Annotated in this window: 12 protein-coding genes; 7 read left to right on the top strand and 5 right to left on the bottom strand. The window is 34.0% G+C overall.

Annotated features, from left to right (window positions below; genetic code table 11):
• Nucleotide 1: 1 nt before the first annotated feature.
• From ACWGOQ_RS10055 to ACWGOQ_RS10035, 5 genes are all read right to left on the bottom strand, one after another.
• Complete coding sequence (locus ACWGOQ_RS10055) at nt 2–1,549, bottom strand: IPT/TIG domain-containing protein (RefSeq protein WP_452058330.1); 1,548 nt, start codon at nt 1,547–1,549, stop codon at nt 2–4.
• Between the two features lie 18 nt (nt 1,550–1,567).
• A complete protein-coding gene (locus ACWGOQ_RS10050; RefSeq protein ID WP_452058331.1) occupies nt 1,568–3,928 on the bottom strand; it encodes a chondroitinase-B domain-containing protein in 2,361 nt (786 codons plus the stop codon).
• Nucleotides 3,929–3,984: 56 nt separating this feature from the next.
• Complete coding sequence (locus ACWGOQ_RS10045) at nt 3,985–5,478, bottom strand: RagB/SusD family nutrient uptake outer membrane protein (protein ID WP_452058332.1); 1,494 nt, start codon at nt 5,476–5,478, stop codon at nt 3,985–3,987.
• 74 nt (nt 5,479–5,552) lie between these two features.
• Nucleotides 5,553–8,699 carry a SusC/RagA family TonB-linked outer membrane protein gene (locus ACWGOQ_RS10040; RefSeq protein WP_452058333.1) on the bottom strand — a complete coding sequence of 1,049 codons (3,147 nt, stop codon included), beginning with the start codon at nt 8,697–8,699 and terminating at the stop codon, nt 5,553–5,555.
• A 320-nt stretch (nt 8,700–9,019) separates the two neighbouring features.
• Nucleotides 9,020–9,727 (bottom strand): FadR/GntR family transcriptional regulator, encoded by a 708-nt coding sequence (locus ACWGOQ_RS10035; RefSeq protein ID WP_452058334.1) that lies wholly within the window; start codon nt 9,725–9,727, stop codon nt 9,020–9,022.
• Nucleotides 9,728–10,519: 792 nt separating this feature from the next.
• Between ACWGOQ_RS10035 and ACWGOQ_RS10030 the strand changes: the two genes are divergently transcribed.
• The 7 genes from ACWGOQ_RS10030 (at nt 10,520) to proB (ending at nt 17,408) form a co-directional block, all read left to right on the top strand.
• Nucleotides 10,520–11,161 carry a GNAT family N-acetyltransferase gene (locus ACWGOQ_RS10030; RefSeq protein ID WP_452058335.1) on the top strand — a complete coding sequence of 214 codons (642 nt, stop codon included), beginning with the start codon at nt 10,520–10,522 and terminating at the stop codon, nt 11,159–11,161.
• Nucleotides 11,149–12,339: an argininosuccinate synthase gene (locus tag ACWGOQ_RS10025; protein ID WP_452058336.1), complete on the top strand. Its 1,191-nt coding sequence runs from the start codon at nt 11,149–11,151 to the stop codon at nt 12,337–12,339. The genes ACWGOQ_RS10030 and ACWGOQ_RS10025 overlap by 13 nt, the downstream gene beginning before the upstream one ends.
• A complete protein-coding gene (argC, locus tag ACWGOQ_RS10020; protein ID WP_452058337.1) occupies nt 12,336–13,313 on the top strand; it encodes an N-acetyl-gamma-glutamyl-phosphate reductase in 978 nt (325 codons plus the stop codon). Before ACWGOQ_RS10025 ends, argC begins: the two co-directional genes overlap by 4 nt.
• 86 nt (nt 13,314–13,399) lie before the next feature.
• On the top strand, nt 13,400–14,194 hold the full coding sequence (gene proC, locus ACWGOQ_RS10015) for a pyrroline-5-carboxylate reductase (RefSeq protein WP_452058338.1): 795 nt from the start codon (nt 13,400–13,402) through the stop codon (nt 14,192–14,194).
• Nucleotides 14,195–14,273: 79 nt separating this feature from the next.
• Nucleotides 14,274–15,413, top strand: coding sequence for an aspartate aminotransferase family protein (locus ACWGOQ_RS10010; protein ID WP_452058339.1), 1,140 nt, complete (start codon nt 14,274–14,276; stop codon nt 15,411–15,413).
• 2 nt (nt 15,414–15,415) lie between these two features.
• A complete protein-coding gene (locus ACWGOQ_RS10005) occupies nt 15,416–16,612 on the top strand; it encodes a glutamate-5-semialdehyde dehydrogenase (protein WP_452058340.1) in 1,197 nt (398 codons plus the stop codon).
• A complete protein-coding gene (gene proB / locus ACWGOQ_RS10000) occupies nt 16,596–17,408 on the top strand; it encodes a glutamate 5-kinase (RefSeq protein WP_452058341.1) in 813 nt (270 codons plus the stop codon). Before ACWGOQ_RS10005 ends, proB begins: the two co-directional genes overlap by 17 nt.
• The last annotated feature ends 216 nt before the right edge of the window (nt 17,409–17,624 follow it).

The raw sequence follows: 17,624 nt of genomic DNA, 5'->3' as shown, positions 1-17,624 counted from the left end.
TTTAGCCCTGATCTTTCCAAAAAGTTTGGTCTGTAATTGACGCAGCAGAGTAATCTACAGCACCAAATTCGGTAAGTACCCTATCGGTTACAATGATCCAATCATAATCTGCAGATCTAGGAATATTATCTGAAGAACTACCTGCCGTAAGACGTAAATGGAATCTTGAAAAATCAGCTGCACTATCCATAAACCCATTAAGTCGCACAGCTACTAACACCCATTCTCCTCCTGTATCTAAAAGAGGTCCATTAGATTCTCTACGTTGTGCACTTGAAGTTCCTAAATAAATCTTTGTTCTACAGTTAGCTCCATTAATTCTCATCCAAAAATGTAGTACAGGGTTTCCTCCGAATCTACCAGTTGGATCTATTAATGAAGCAGATTCTTCTCCCATTTCTTCAGTACCAAAATCATCACTAAAATCATAGCAATATATAGATGCTAGCGTGCTTGTAGTAGCTAGGGGATAGTCTAGATGTAAATACCTACTACCAAAAGGTTCTGTCATTCCTGTAAATCTCGGCTGCTCTGCTGCTGTTTCGCCCAAGGATAGCACTATTTCATCTGGATTGTTTTTATTATCTCTTACAGTCTCAAGAGCTTTTGTGTCAAAATCATAATATTCATAATAGGCTCCATTGATATAGGGTATGTTAAATACTGTTTGGCGCATTTCAGTATCAGTAATAATAACTTCCGTAATACCTGTTACTACTTCAGAAGGAACCATAAATGTTAATTCTGTTGGCGTTATGTTAATTGTTGCTTCAAATCCATTTACCGTTACAGAGTTGGTGAAATTAATATTATCACCAGTTATTGTTACTTCGTTATCTCTTGACATTATTCTGGGTACATTATCTGGTTCTGGAGTAGGGATGTTTACCAGAAAAGAAGGACTAAGTTCTTGAGTGATTTCTCCACTATTACTGTTAAACAACAAATTTACTGCAACTGGATCTAGAGTTCCAGGGTTTGGCACAGTTACCACAATTACATCATTTTCTTGAAAAGATATAACACCCGCTACACCTCCAAAAGTAACGCTTGATACTACACCAAGATTAGCACCTTCTATGATTAGTAAATCATTTGCTGTAGCCTCACTAGGGATTGCACTTGTTACTGATGGTACGGGGTACGATACAGTTAAACTTTCTGTTGAGGTAGCTGTAAATTCCAAGTTTTCTGCACCTTGTCTACTTAAATCATTGATAAGTATGATTTGTCCAGAAACAACAGCAGGGTCGATTCTTAGTAAAATTTGAGTGTCACTAATTTTACTTTTAATTTCTGTAGGAATTCCACCTATGGTTGCTCTATCCACAAATTGTAGAAATTCTCCTTCTACAAGAACTTCTTCAAGTATTTCTGCACTAGATGGAGAAAAACTAGTGATTACTGGAGTTGCAGATTCTATTTCTTCTACAGTTTGATCCACTTCGATATCCGCATCACAAGACGAGGATATTACAAATATCAACATTAAACAGAAAACCAATAGACCTGCTAAGATTCTCTTAAAAGATGCTTCGTAATTTTTCATAATTCTATTGTGTTAATTTTATTTTTTAGTATCCCATTTCAGTCCAATATGTTGTTTCTTGCGCAAAGGCGATTTTTCACTTGGAATGAATTTTTCTTTATCTTCCCATTTAGGGTTTTTATATATTACATCTTTTTCAGATGCTCCTTTTGTTACTTTTACAGTACCACAATCAAAAATGACACAGTTACTTATTGTATTTTTATTTCCATTTAAATTAACGGGGTTAATTACTTTATAACTTTTTTCGAAAACTGAATTTTTAATGTCTACTGTTACAATCCCTTTAGTTCTAAGAATGGTACCTTTTTCTACATTCCCAACATTACTAAATACAGAGTTTTGTACAGAAAGATTACCTCCTAAGGTAGATTCGTCAGTTCCCCCACGATAATAATTAACAGCCCATTCATCGATATTTTTGAAAATAGTGTTGTCAATAATCACTATTTGTGCATTATATTTCCCGATATTGTCTTTTTCTTCTGAAAGGTTAATTCCTCTGTATGCATTTTCAATTCTTGAATTTACGATACTTAGTGTATCTGCAAAAGTGTCTTTATAGCCTTTATAGATACTTCCACCTTTCTTATTTTGAAAACCATGAATATGACAATTATCAATGAACACTGAATATGGGGTAGTTATACCGTGATCAGGAGAGACTACCGCATATTTTATAGGTGTTTTTAAGTTTCCGGAAATTTCTAAATTATTTAAGTGTAAACTATTACCGCCTTCTACTCTAAAGAAATATGTTGGATTTTTTTCTAGGCCTTCTTTTACTTTTAATAAAGGTTTTTTGCCTTTAGTATCCCCTTGAATAGTAATACTTGTATTGATTTTGATTCCTTTTTCTAGAAAGTATTCTCCAGATTTTAATTTTAGAATGCTACCGAAAGAAGCTTTTTTTAATGCCTTACGTAACGTTCCCAAACCTGGCTCTACTTCAATAATCTCTGATGTAGCTACAAGCTTCTGTGGTTTTGTTTTGGAATCCCAAGAAGTTCCACTTCTAAGAACCAATGCTTTAGGGAATTTATTATTTCCTAAGTTATACGCACCAGCAATAAAAGTAGTTCTTTTTGCTCCAGTAATGTCTAGTTTAGGGGACTTAGCTTCAGGTTTTGAGTTTTTGATTAACTCTTCATTTGTTTCAGTTGGGATGTAAAGAATATCTTCGAATGTATCCCAATTTACTTTCATTTTTGTAAAACCTTTTTGATTAAAATTTTTCTGAGTATCTAGAATATTTCCATAGAAATTAAATCCATCTATTTTATCGTGTGTTGTTACGATGTCACCATTTTTATCATTGTATATGATATTATTAGAAAAGGTTGTGTTTGTTGGGGTTAGCGATCTTTCTTCATCACTACCAGCACAAAGTTGAATTGGAGAACAATTTATAACAGTATTGTTCTGAATTTTTACATTATTAACCTGATGATATCTATTAGCAGGACTATTGGGTACACCATTCATAATTACAATTGGCCCTCTAAACTTATCTCCCGTAAGATTCATCATTAAATTATTTCTAACTACGTGACCTGCATTTATAATTCTTATACCACCAGTATTTGGTTTTTGATTTCCTATAAATACATTACCTTCTATCAGGCATTTGTTTCCATGTCTTAACGTTAATACACCTTCACTTTCTAAAAAAAGATTGTTACGATATACGTTGTTACCTGATTTGTTAGAAATGATTTCTAACTCTCCATTACATTTTTCAAAAACATTATCTTCTACAATTGTTCTAGAGGATAATAATGAATTTTTACTAGTTCCAATTCTAATAGTTTCTCCGCCATTAAAACCTAAGGGAGGTCTTTCTCCAAAATAATTATGATCTATTCGATGGTTGTTTTCTATATGCTCTTTGCCCTTTAGCCATACAACTAGAGTAGTACCAGAGTTAGTTTTTCCTGCAAAATAGTTGTGATCTATTCTGTTATTTTTACCCCAAACACTTATCCATTTATAATCTGTTGTTTTAGAACCCGGATTGTAATATGTGATCGCACAATCTGTAAGTCTGGAATTTGTTGCAAATTCTTTCGAATTGATTCGAAAAGAAATTACTGATTTATCAGATGTGAATCCGTTTTTAAACCATAATCCTTTGATAACAAGGTTAGCTCCCGCAATTTTTAAGCTAGAATCTCCGGTAATGAAAACTTTACCTGATTCTTCTGCTTCTATCACAATTGGATTTTCTGATGTCCCTTGCCCTTTTGCTACTAAGTTAACGTCTTTCCATATACCATTTTTTAGTACAATATGATCTCCGGCTTTTACCGATTTTACCGCGCTATTAAATTCATCTATGGTAGCAACTTTGATCTCATTGGCAAAGCAGATGCATCCCATGAAAAAAAGTTGAATGAACACTATTAAGGTAATAATATGTTGTTTCATTATAGTCATTAATACCCGATGTTTTGAGCTAGATTAGGGTTTAAATCAATTTCTCTTTGAGGTATAGGTAACAATAACTGAAAATCAGAGATGGGACTGGCGTCAAGATCTGGGTTATCTGGATTGTTATAAGCAAACTCTGTTATAAAGTGTTCATTTATTACAGTCAAAGCTCTATTAGTTCTTAGTAGATCAAAGAATCTATGGTTTTCGAAAGCAAACTCAAGACGTCTTTCATTTTCTAAGGCTAATTTAAAAGCAAAGCTAGAGTTTACATCAGATTCTAATAGATCAGCTAGACCAGCACGCGTTCTTACTTTGTTTAATTCGATTAAGGCTTCAGAAATTCCTCTGGCATCCACATATGCTTCAGATAACATGAGCAACACATCTGCGAACCTTGTAACAGGCCAATCTACATCGCCATCGTCTAATGCATTAAACTCAGAGTTGTATTTAGTTACATGTTTATTAAAGATCTCTGTTCCATTGGTGGCGATATAACTATCAGCCATAGATGAATTTTTTCTTTGATCAGCAGCTACATATAACTCAGATATATCTTCAGTTGGTACATTGAGTCCATCACCATTTCCAAAAACTACATTTCCATCACTTTGTAAAGGAGCAAAGAAGTTAGGAAAAGGAGATCCCAAACCGATAAGTCCTTGTTCGTACCGCACAGAAAAAATTACTTCGTCATTTAATTCATTGCCAGGTTCGAATAGGTCATCATAATTAGACAAAAGATCATTGATCCCTCTGTCTCTAACATATTCTAGCTGAGTAATCGCCGCTTCTAGATCTCTGGCAGGGCTAGATAAATGAACTTTCCCTAATATGGTTCTGGCAGCAATCCCGCTTGCTCTTCCGAATTCAGAATTATCATATTCTTCAGGCAAAAGTGTTACGGCATCATTGAGATCTGCAATGATAAAATCATATACTTCGCTCACCGGTCGACGCGATAGTTCAAAACCTTCTTCGCCGATCAGTACTCGATCAACAATTACTGTGCTTCCATACAACCGTGTTATGTTGAAATGCATCAAAGCTCTCAAAAACTTAGCTTCTCCTTCGTATTGATTTTTTAAATCCTGATTTTCTACCACATCCAGGTTTTCTAAAATTCTATTGGCCAAGGCAATCGTTTTATAGCAGGACGCGTAGTATTCCTGATTGATAGAATTATTGGTGTCTACAGTAAGACGATCTAATGTAAAACGAGGTGCATCTGATTCTGGTGATCTGTCCGGATTGGTAAATGTATTATCAGAACGAAGTTCCGTAACATTCCATTCTACAGCCATAACCTCATATAAACTAGAATATGTTGCTACCAACCCTCTATTTAATTCTTCCTGATTATTATAGAAGTTATTATCCGATCTAAAAGAAATTACATCTTCTTCAAGATCACAGGACATTATAATTAAAGCCAAGCACAATGCATAAATATTAAAATTTATGAATCTGTTTTGAAGTTTACAAATATATTTCATTATGTATGTTTTTTTTAGTCTGTATTTCTAGTTCTCTCTAATAAAGTGAGAAATAGACTTTGATTAATTGCTTTTTAGAAATTGATATCTAATCCAAGTGTCAGCTGGCGCTGTACGGGTGTAACCCCTCTTTGGTACCCTCTAATCAAAACGTTTTCTCTATCCGTATTTCCTTCAGGATTATTACCTAGATATTCATCAGCAGTACTATACCATAAATTCTGTCCGGAAATATATACCCTCATTTTTTCTAATCCGATTTTAACGGCAGACTGGTTAGGGATTGTATACCCTAAGACTACTTCTCGTAATGAAATGTAAGAAGCATCCTGCACAGCATAATCAGTTTCTAACCAAGGCACTCCAATTCTAACGCCAGGTCTGTTTGCCAGAATATTTTCATTAAACCATTGATTCTCTGCATATACAGCGCTATAGCGCTCTATCTCAGTATAATATGCTTCACCCCATACCACATCACCACCTTGTGAACCTTGAAACGAAAAGTTGAGGTCTAGGTTATCATACGTCAATGTATTGGTAAATCCCCAGATAAAATCTGGAAATGGATCACCAATGACTGTTCTATCATCTTCATTAATGATACCATCGCGATTTACATCCACTCTTTTAAGACCTCCTACAGCATCCGTAATACCACTTGGACTATTTGCAAGATCATCAGCATCCTGGAAAATACCATTTGTTCTATATCCATAAAACTGAATGTATGGCTCTCCTACACGAGTGATATACTGATCTGTTCGTTCTCCATTGTTAATGGCTCTTTCGGAACCACCAAAAGAGATAAGCTTATTATCATTAAAGGAGATATTCGCATTTCCTTGCCATTTTACTTTACCTTTTCCAAGATTTGTAGACAGGTCAAATTCCCAACCAGAGTTTTGTACTTTCCCAATATTGTTCCATTGTTCATCAAAACCTGTAGTATTTGAAATTTGCTGTCTCAACAAAAGTTTCTCTGATAATTTATAGTAATAGTCAACAGTAAGGTTTACCGTGTTATTAAAAAAGCCGAGATCAATACCATTATTAAATTCTGTATTCGTTTCCCAGGTAATATCTGGATTTCCTTGAAGTGGATCCACCTCTCCTTGACCAGTTATTAAACTGCCATTAGGGCCAAGACTATAATTACTAAAATCTATAATTGTTTGAGAAAGGAAAGAGAATAGAGGAGGTGCTGCTCCACTGATACCCCAGCTTGATCTAAGTTTTAGACTATTTATAGCGTTTCCGATACTATTTCTCCAGAAGTTTTCATTTGCAACATTCCAACCTATAGAAACTGATGGAAAAACTCCATATTTATTATTTTCACCAAATTTATTAAATCCGTCAGCTCTTCCTGCCAGAGAAATTAAATAGCGATCTTTATAAGCATAGTTAATTCTTGCTAAATAAGAGGATAAAATCGTTTCATCTTTAATGGTAAATGTATTTGGTAAATCTACAATACTTCCTGCATTTAGCGTTGTTATCGTTTCATCATCAAAATTAGTTACTCTTAGATTACTAAGACGTTCTGCGGTATTCTCATACGTAATACCCACTAGTAATCCAAGATCATGACCATTAAAATCCCTATTGTAGTTTAAGGTGTTTTCATTAATGTATTTAACAGTAAGTTGATCAGCTAAAATCCCTTCAGTTTCACCATCTCGATCGCCATCTGATCCAAAAAACTCTTCTGCGGTTCTATACCTCACATATCCACCTAGAGAGGATTGTAGGGTAAGTCCCTTAGCTATTTTCCATTTTACCGATCCATTGGCTAACAATCTGTACTCAAAACGATTTCTTCTACTAGCTTCTTGTCTTGAGATTGGGTTAAAATTAGAAGAAGACCATAGATTTTCTAAGTTTCCAGTGTTCTGAACTTGTCCAGTTGCTGCATCAATGTAGTCAAAATTAAGATTTCTAAAATGCAACGCGTGAGCAAAACTTCCTACGGGTTGCCCCGTTAAATCCGATGTGTATTGGTTATGTCTTACGGGGATCCAGGTTTCATACCTACCAACGTCGGTAAAATTAATAGATGATCTTCTGGTTAGTGTATATGATGGATTTATTTTTAAGTCAAAACTTAAGTTATCTGATAACCTAGATTTAAGTCTGGCAGACAGATTAAGTCTTTCCAAATCATTATCTTTTCTTAGTCCTTCGTTGTATATATAATTTGCTGATACTAAGTAGTTGGTTTTGTTACTTCCTCCGTAAACATTCAATTGATAATTGTCAATTCTTGCAGGGTTCCTTAAGGCTTCTTCTTGCCAATTTGTTGGTCCACCTATGTTTTGGGCGATCGTTCTTTTTCCTATTTGAACATTATCATAATTAACAATGTTAGGTTCTCTATTTTCTTGTTGGGCATTGAAGTTTTCTACTAATTGATCTCTGTTTCTATTCAAGTCCGAGAATTCTATAGCATCCAGAATATCAATGCTTCTGGCTGCTTGTTTGAAACCGGATAAGGATTTAAATTCGAACGACGTTTTTTCGGCTTTTCCTTCTTTTGTGGTGATAAGGATAACACCATTTGCACCTCTAGATCCGTAGATTGCAGTCGAACTAGCATCTTTTAAAACCTCGATAGATTCTATGGTACTGGGGTTGATAAACTGTAGCCCATCATCAAAAGGAAATCCATCTACCACGACTAAAGGGGCAGAACTAAGACTAATAGAACCAATACCGCGTACAATAATTTCTGGCTCATCACCAACATTACCACTGGTGTTTCTGATTTGAACTCCTGCAATTTTTCCTTTAATGCTATTAGAAACATTAGAGTATGGTAATTCATCAAGATTTTTGTTTTCCAGTTTAGAAACTGACGCGGTCAGACTAGATTTTTTCTGAACTCCATATCCAATTACTACAACTTGTTCCAGTTGTGAAGCCTCTTCTTCTAGAGCGACATCCAGCCTTGTTTGATTGTCGATTGTAACGGTTATTGTTTTCTTTCCTGTGAATGAGAATGAAACGACATCACCTCTGTTTACGTTAAGTTTATAGTATCCATCAAAGTCAGTTGTGGTTCCAGTATCTGACTTTAATATTAGTACATTAACTCCAGGAATTGGAACTCCATCTTCCTGAGAAGTAACTGTCCCTTCTAAAGTAATGCTATCTTGTGCCAGCATTGTACAATGATATAGAACAATCAGGACGACTGTTATGATTTTTTTAATATGCATAAGTAATTATTTTTTGTTTTTAATGCTTCAATTTAATCACCATCAGGTTTACTTTCGATGCTAAAGCAAAATCAACGTTTCATAACTACTTATTGTTAAACAAAAGTTTAAAAAATCATAAACTCAAGAAGGTTTATCTATTTTTTATATATTTGTGGGAATCTATCTATAAGTAATTATAGTATTAATTTTACTTTATTAAGTAAGTAAAATTTCGAAAATTAAGGGATTAGTGTGGTAGCTGTCCCTTTTTTTATTTGTTTATATATTACATAATAAAGTAGTATTAGAATTATTTTCGTTGTTCTCTATTCTTAGTCTTAGTCATAACAAAATTTATATAAGTCTTTAAAGTGATCCTCTAGTGAAGCGACGGCTCTATCTGGATCTCTATCAATAATAGCATCAATGATGTCTTGGTGCTCTTTAATTAATAGATGATTTTCATCTTTATTACATACCTTTTTAGTTACAAAATGTGTGATAATTTCTGGAGTAATAACTAACATAAGAGAGTTAATTACACTGTTACCACTCGCTTCGGATAGTTTTAGATGAAACATTAGATCTTCTTCTACAGCATGTAGTCCATTAATAGCTTTTTCACTATACGCCATATGCGCTTCTTGTATTTGATATAAATGCTCATCTGTTCGTCTGGTAGCTGCGAGACGTACTGCATTAGTCTCTAATATCAATCGAGTTTCTACTAATGATTTAAAATCAGGTTCCTGTAATTGTAAAATATCAGCCATCATTCCATTAAGTGCGGTCACACCTATATTAGATACGCGAGTACCACTTTGAGGATATTTTTTTACTAATCCATAAAATTCTAATTTTTGGATCGCTTGACGTAATTGATTACGACTTACTCCAAGTTTTTCTGCTAATAATCTTTCTGCAGGAAGTTTATCACCCGGTTCAAGTTGCTTAGAAACAATTAAATCCCTAATTTTAGAAATAATTATTTCTTCAGAGCCCTTTTTGGCATTGGACAAGACCGCTGCTTCCTTTTCGGTGTTCATACTCATTATACTGGTTTTGATTTCAACTGGTTGACCAATCTGGTTAACCAAAAGTATAGTTTTTTTTTAGTTTCACAAAATTTATATGTTAAAAATATTAAGAAAGCTCAAAAAAGTATTCATTTTTTGATCAAAAAATCATTCTACACCCTTTTCGTGTTATTAAAGTAGTATTTGTCCTATTCAATTATACATACTTTAATCATCTTTTTTTTGGTTCTTATTTAGTGGTATAGACTATGCCAGGGCTACATTGAGCACATTAAATCACTAACTAGTCTGGTATTTAGCATATCATTTTTTACCTAACCGTAGCGCATAAAAATTAATAAAATGTATTTTTTTTGATTTTGTTTTAAGATATACTTAAAACAAAGCTTGTTTTTTATTAAAATGATAATTTTAAAAGAATGTTGGTTTTCTACTCTTATCTAAAGATATTTTTATGTAATATTGTAAAATCTAGTTAACGAAAGGGGCTACGGCCGACGATTTAGAGTTACTATTATGAAAACGGCAAATTTTATTCTTACAGAAGTTAATGTTCAATCCTTGGACACATTAGGCAATATCAATATCTTTGCACCCCGCTTTCGCCGCCCCTTGGGGGTCTAAAAACATTTTGAAGTAGGTGCGTCCTTCTTCCCCTGAAAAATATTCCGATTTAGATTTATGGTAACTTTTTTATGAAGAAATTAAATATATGTTTAATTCCATAAAGTCTATCTTCTCAGGAATTATTACACCATATAAACTTTTAGTATCAAGCTTTTTGATAAACGTAATTCGTTTATGAAACAAATAGAAATTATCATAGCTAACAATAACCACCTAGGTTATGCCGAGGAAATTTGCGAGGTTATATCAGACTCTGCTAAAGTTAGAGGAACTGGTATAGCGAAGCGTACACCAGAGTATATTCAAACTAAAATGAATAATGGAAATGCAATTATTGCTCTTTGGGATGGCAAGTTTGCAGGATTCTGTTACATCGAGGTTTGGGGTCATGAAAAATATGTGGCTCATTCAGGTCTTATTGTACATCCGGATTATAGAAATCAGGGATTAGCAAAAAAAATTAAGGAATTTACCTTTAATTATTCTCTAAAGAAATATCCGCATTCTAAGGTTTTTGGAATTACTACAGGACTTGCCGTCATGAAAATAAATTCTGATCTGGGATATAAACCGGTTACTTTTTCCGAGTTGACAGATGATCCTAAGTTTTGGGCCGGTTGTAAGACTTGTACTAATTATGATATTCTTACTGCTAAAGATCATAAAATGTGCCTTTGTACTGGCATGTTGTATGATCCTGTTAACAGTGTTAAGAAAAAAGAAAAATGGTACGATAGAAAAGTATTAAAAAGATTAAAAAAAATAAAGCAAACCATGCTTGCAAAGAATAAACAATTGTTGTTATGGAAAAAGTAGTAGTAGCATATAGTGGAGGATTAGATACTTCGTACTGTGTAAAATATCTAATTCACGAAAAAAACCTAGAAGTTCATACCATATTGGTAAATACTGGTGGGTTTTCTGATGAAGAGTTAGAACATACCGAAAAGAGAGCGTACGAACTAGGAAGCACTTCTCATATTAACAAAACAATTTTAGATGATTTTTATCAAAAAGCAATTAAATATTTGATTTTTGGTAATGTGCTAAAGAATAGCACCTACCCTTTATCGGTGAGTGCAGAAAGAATTTTTCAAGCAATAGAAGTGATTAACTATGCCAAAAAAGTTGGCGCAAGGTACATAGCTCACGGAAGTACAGGAGCGGGAAATGATCAGATAAGATTTGACGTTATTTTTCAAACATTAGCTCCAGAAATTGAAATTATTACTCCAATTAGAGACTTAAAACTGTCACGACAAGAAGAAGTTGAATTTCTTAAGAAACACGGAGTAGATTATAGTTGGGAAAAAGCGCAGTACTCTATTAACAAAGGTATTTGGGGAACAAGTGTAGGGGGTAAAGAAACCTTAACATCTCATAATGCTTTGCCAGAAGATGCATATCCAAGCCAACTTCAGAAAGAAAAAGAAGAGACCATCACGCTAAATTTTAAAAAAGGCGAATTGGTAGGTTTAGATGGTATGAAGGACGTACCAGTTAAAAATATTCAGAAATTAGAAGAATTGGCAAGTGCCTTTGCTATTGGCAGGGATATTCATGTAGGTGATACTATTATTGGTATAAAAGGAAGAGTAGGATTTGAAGCAGCCGCACCATTAATAATCATAAAAGCTCATCACTTATTAGAAAAACATGTGCTCACTAAGTGGCAACAATATTGGAAAGAACAATTAGCAAACTGGTATGGTATGTTGTTGCACGAAGGTAATTATCTGGATCCGGTCATGAGAAATATTGAAGTATTTCTTCAGGATTCACAAAAATCAGTAACTGGCGATGTAAAGGTGAAGTTAAAACCCTATCATTTTGTATTAGAAGGAATCGAATCAGAGTTTGATATGATGAAATCAGACTTTGGGCAGTATGGTGAGATGAATAATTCTTGGACATCTGATGATGCAAAAGGTTTTATCAAAATCTATGGTAATGCAAATAAAATATATCACAACGTAAATCAAAGTGAATCATGATTAAAGCAGGAATAATAGGAGGCTCTGGATATACAGCAGGAGAGTTACTAAGATTATTAGTAAATCATCCACAAGTTGAGCTGGATTTTGTCTACAGTACTACCAATGCAGGAGTTTCTATTAGTCATCACCACGTAGACCTACTTGGTGATATTCATCTTTCATTTACTGATACGATTAATCCCCAAGTAGATGTTTTATTTCTATGTCTGGGACACGGCAGATCAAGATCATTTTTAGAAGCAAATACTTTTTCTGATACTACGAAAATTATAGACTTAGGGAATGACTTCAGGTTAGAAAATGATCAAAGTTTTCAGGGAATGGATTTTACATATGGTTTACCTGAATTACAAAAAGAAAAAATCAAGTCTGCTACACACATTGCAAACCCAGGATGTTTTGCAACTGCCATTCAATTAGGATTATTGCCGCTGGCATCAGATGGAAAATTAAATGATACCACACATATTAATGCAACTACAGGTAGTACCGGGGCTGGAGTAGTGCCAGGTGGAACTACCCATTTTAGCTGGAGGGATAATAATTTTTCTAGCTATAAAGTATTTACACATCAGCATCTGGATGAAATAAATCAAAGTCTACAATACATACAAAACGATTTTGAAGCTCCCCTTTTCTTTATTCCTAATAGAGGAAATTTCAGTAAAGGAATCTATGCTACGATGTATACGAAATACGATGGTTCAGAAGAAGAGGCTAAAGAACTCTATACATCTTATTATAAAGATGCAAAATTTACGATAGTATCCGATTGCCAAATTTATCTGAAGCAAGTAGTAAATACAAATAAATGCATTCTGCACCTTAGTAAAAAAAACGGAATGATAGTAATCACATCAGTGATTGATAATTTAATAAAAGGAGCTTCTGGTCAAGCAATTCATAATATGAATTTGATGTTTGGCTTAGAAGAAAAAACTGGATTGGAATTAAAAGCAAGTGCTTTTTAATAAAAACGTAGATATCATATTGCACTTGTTGAGGTGTTTTAGTATTTAAATAAAAAAAGTCTTTTACAGACTAAACTGAATAAGAAATGAATAAAATAACAATTATAGGAGGAGGCAACTTAGGAAAATCCATCATATCTGGGTTATCCGAAAGTGATCTGTTTGATGCACAAAATATCACTGTAGTTGATAAATCGAAATACAACTTAAAAGAAGTAAAAGAAAAACTGGGCGTAGCTACTTCACAAGATATTAAAGAATCTATACAAAATGTAAAATGGATTATTCTATGCGTACAGCCAAGGCAATTGGATATAGTTTTACAAGAAATTAAAAATATAGTAACGAGTGATCAAATATTAATATCAACGGTTACCGGAACCTCGATAGCAGAAATTAATGAGATTGTTCCGAACAATAAAGTTGTTCGGGTCATGCCAAATACGGGAGCGGCAAAAAAGCTTTCGATGACTTGTATTGCTGCTAATGAAGATGTCAAATCAGCATTGTCTACAGTTGAAAAAATGTTCGATACAATCGGAGAAACTTTGGTAATTGAGGAAAGATTGATGCAAGCGGCCACAGTTCTTGGAGCAAGTGGTATTGCTTTCTTTTTAAGATTTCTAAGAGCGATGATCCAAGGAGGAATTCAAATGGGTTTTCATCCTCACGAAGCTCAGATTATCGCAGTACAAACGGCAATTGGTGCAGCTACGCTGGTAGCAGAAAACGGGACACACCCTGAACGTGAAATTGATAAAGTGACGACGCCACAAGGGTGTACTATAGAAGGATTGAATGAGATGGAACATCAAGGGCTGAGTTCATCTGTGATAAAAGGAGTAATGGCTTCTTATGAAAAAATAAATACAATTAAATAAGAGATTAAAATAAAGAAAATAGCGCTTAAACTTTTGCCTTTCTTCTTCTTATTTGATTCTCTATTCTAAAAAGAAAAACATGAAATTATTTGACGTATATCCGCTCTATGATGTAGAACCTATTAGCGCATATGATAGTATCGTAATTGATAAAAATGGGATAGAATATTTGGATTTGTACGGAGGTCACGCAGTAATATCCGTTGGTCACAGTCATCCCCATTATGTAAAAAGATTAAAAGAACAAATGGAAAAAATAGGATTTTATTCCAATGCTGTTCACAATAGTTTGCAATTAGCATTAGCAGAGAAATTAGGGGTACTTTCAGGATACAAAACCTACCAGCTTTTTTTATGTAACTCTGGTGCTGAAGCCAACGAAAATGCCTTAAAACTAGCTTCTTTTCATACAGGAAAATCAAGAGTTGTTTCATTTTATAATGGTTTCCACGGAAGAACCTCTGCAGCCGTTGCCGCCACCGATAATGCGAAGATTAATTCGCCACTAAACAAACAGCAAAACGTCACTTTTTTACCTTTAAATGATCTGGATTTAGTACAGGTTGAATTAAGTAAAGGCGATGTGTGTGCCGTTATTATTGAACCTATTCAGGGAGTTGGAGGGTTAGATGAAGCTACTACTGATTTTTTTGAGGGATTGGAAAAATTATGTAAACAAAATCATGTAGTTCTGATTCTTGATGAAGTACAAGCCGGTTTTGGTAGAACTGGAAAATTCTTTGCACATCAATATCATGGGATTACGCCCGATATTATTTCCATTGCTAAAGGTATGGGTAACGGTTTTCCAATAGGAGGAATAATGATAGCCCCACATATTAAACCAAGTTATGGAATGTTGGGGACCACTTTTGGAGGAAATCACCTTTCGTGTGTTGCAGCTTTATCGGTGTTAGAAATATTAGAAACCGAAAATTTGATTGATAATGCTAAACTAACAGGCGATTATTTTATCGCAGAAGCACTACATCTTCCAGAGGTTAAGAGAATTAAAGGAAAAGGATTGATGTTAGGATTAGAGTTTGATTTCGAAGTAAGTGATCTTCGAAAAAAACTGATCTACGATGAGCATATTTTTACGGGAGGAGCGATGAATAAAAAATTGTTAAGAATACTTCCACCATTGACTATAGGTAAGTCAGAAATAGATCAATTTATAAAGGCATTACAAAAAGTTTTAGTGTTAGAAAAGATATAAATATGGATGCTATATTACATATATCTCAAAGAAACGCGGTATTACAAAAAATGGCAGTGTTGGTAAATCAACAAAGAGAAGCCATCATAAAAGCAAATCTAAAGGATCTAGAATGCTATACAGGAGATGATTTGGCAATGCAGGATCGCCTTAAAGTAGATGAAAATAAAATTGAAGCAATGATTATTTCGCTCCAGCAGTTAGAGAGTCAAGAAGATCCGATCGGAGTGGAACGTTTTCGATTTAACCACGGCAATGGCATGGAAGTATACAACAAAACAACTTCTTTTGGAACAGTTTTGATCATCTATGAATCCAGACCCGATGTTACTTTAGAGGCAGCCGGGATCGCATTCAAATCAGGAAATAAAATTTTATTAAAAGGAGGTAAAGAATCGCTAAACTCTAACCTGGAAATAGTAAAGCTTTGGCATCAAGCACTAACAAATAATAGTATTTCAACAAGTTGGGTGGAATACTTGAATTTTAATAGGACAGAAACACAGGCATTTTTAGAAAAGCCAATTCAAAACGTAGATTTAATAGTTCCAAGAGGTGGGGAAAAACTAATTGCATTTGTAAAACAGCATGCTATTTGTCCGGTTATTGTAAGTGGGAGAGGTAATAACTTTGTGTATGTTCATAATCAGGCAGACAGGGCTTTGGCTTTGGATAATATTATCAACGGTAAGACAGATAAAATTTCTGCCTGTAATGCCGTAGATAAAGTTTTAATAGATAAAAATCTTCTTAATAAAGAAGATTTTGTAAGAAACCTTATAGTTATCCTCCAGAGTTTTAATGTCGAAATATTAGGTGATACCACTTTATCAAAATACGAAGAAGTACAAGCTATTTCCGAAAATGAAATATGGTATGAGGAGTTTTTAGATTATAAAATCGTAATCGGAGAAGTAGAACATATACAAGAAGCAATTCATAAAATAAATACGTACAGCGGCGGACATTCTGCAGCTATTATTACCAAAAATCACCAAGAAGCAGAAATCTTTATGGCATCCGTGGATTACGCTGCAGTATATCATAATGCTTCTACAAGGTTTACAGATGGTTTTGAGTTAGGATTGGGGGGAGAATTAGCAATAAGTACAGATAAATTACATCAAAGGGGTCCAATAGGGATGCAACATCTGGTAACAAATAAATGGTATATACACGGAGATGGACAGATTAGATAAAAGGAGAATTGTTCTAAAGATAGGATCAAATGTCTTAACTAAAGAGACAAATCTTATATCCAGAGGCAAAATAGAAGATATAGGGAAACAAATCGTTGCCTTACAGGATACTTGTGAATTCGTGATTGTTAGTTCGGGAGCAATAGCGGTTGCTAAGCAATTTGTGAATTTAGAAAGTAACGGGAAAGAGATCAACGTAAAACAGGCACTAGCATCAATAGGACAACCCCATTTAATGCGGATTTTTCAGGAGAGTTTTAGAGATTTAGGATTGCTTACATCACAATGTTTGTTGTCTTACTCTGATTTTGAAAGAGAACAGTCCAAAAATAATATTATAAACACAATCAATGTGCTAGTGGCCAATAATTATATTCCTATCATCAACGAAAATGATACCGTTGCTACAGATGAAATTCAATTTGGTGACAACGATAAGCTAGCAGCGCTTACTGCTTGTTTATTGGAGGCAGATTTATTGACAATTGCTACCAATACAAATGGTATTTGTACGAAAGAATCTGTGGAAAATGGAACATATAAGACGATCGATCAAGTTGCAGATATAAAAATGCTGACTAATGAAATTGTTACCTCTATATCAACACACGGAACTGGCGGAATGCAATCTAAAATACAAGCAGCAAGTATAGCTCAAAATGCTGATATAGAAACCTGGATTGTTAATGGTCTGGAAGACAATTTTATAATATACGCAATTGACAATAAAATTCCTTTTACCAAGGTTACCATAGAAAGTAGAAACAAGATTACACAAAACAGACCTTATGGGTAAAACATCATGATAAAAAACTAAAAATAAGGATGCTTAGATTGGAAACAGCCATTAATATTTCTAATATTTTGTCAGAGTTTCCTAAACAGACAGCTTATATTAATTACGATAAACTAAACATTTTAGAAAATAAATTAGAAGAGTTTCAAAGAATGACAATGGATTTTTTAAAAAGATCTCAAATACGTTTAAATACTATCTTCTTTATTCTAAAAT

This window comes from Aquimarina ulvae (assembly GCF_053613295.3).
Note: the sequence above shows the minus strand (reverse complement) of the source record. Positions and strands in the feature narration are given on the sequence as shown.

Excerpts from the sequence above, each read along its gene's own strand:
- ACWGOQ_RS10055 (WP_452058330.1), bottom strand. The coding sequence starts at position 1,549 with ATGAAAAATTACGAAGCATCTTTTAAGAGAATCTTAGCAGGTCTATTG.
- ACWGOQ_RS10050 (WP_452058331.1), bottom strand. The coding sequence starts at position 3,928 with ATGGGATGCATCTGCTTTGCCAATGAGATCAAAGTTGCTACCATAGAT.
- ACWGOQ_RS10045 (WP_452058332.1), bottom strand. The coding sequence starts at position 5,478 with ATGAAATATATTTGTAAACTTCAAAACAGATTCATAAATTTTAATATT.
- ACWGOQ_RS10040 (WP_452058333.1), bottom strand. The coding sequence starts at position 8,699 with ATGCATATTAAAAAAATCATAACAGTCGTCCTGATTGTTCTATATCAT.
- ACWGOQ_RS10035 (WP_452058334.1), bottom strand. The coding sequence starts at position 9,727 with ATGAACACCGAAAAGGAAGCAGCGGTCTTGTCCAATGCCAAAAAGGGC.
- ACWGOQ_RS10030 (WP_452058335.1), top strand. The coding sequence starts at position 10,520 with ATGAAACAAATAGAAATTATCATAGCTAACAATAACCACCTAGGTTAT.
- ACWGOQ_RS10025 (WP_452058336.1), top strand. The coding sequence starts at position 11,149 with ATGGAAAAAGTAGTAGTAGCATATAGTGGAGGATTAGATACTTCGTAC.
- argC (WP_452058337.1), top strand. The coding sequence starts at position 12,336 with ATGATTAAAGCAGGAATAATAGGAGGCTCTGGATATACAGCAGGAGAG.
- proC (WP_452058338.1), top strand. The coding sequence starts at position 13,400 with ATGAATAAAATAACAATTATAGGAGGAGGCAACTTAGGAAAATCCATC.
- ACWGOQ_RS10010 (WP_452058339.1), top strand. The coding sequence starts at position 14,274 with ATGAAATTATTTGACGTATATCCGCTCTATGATGTAGAACCTATTAGC.
- ACWGOQ_RS10005 (WP_452058340.1), top strand. The coding sequence starts at position 15,416 with ATGGATGCTATATTACATATATCTCAAAGAAACGCGGTATTACAAAAA.
- proB (WP_452058341.1), top strand. The coding sequence starts at position 16,596 with ATGGACAGATTAGATAAAAGGAGAATTGTTCTAAAGATAGGATCAAAT.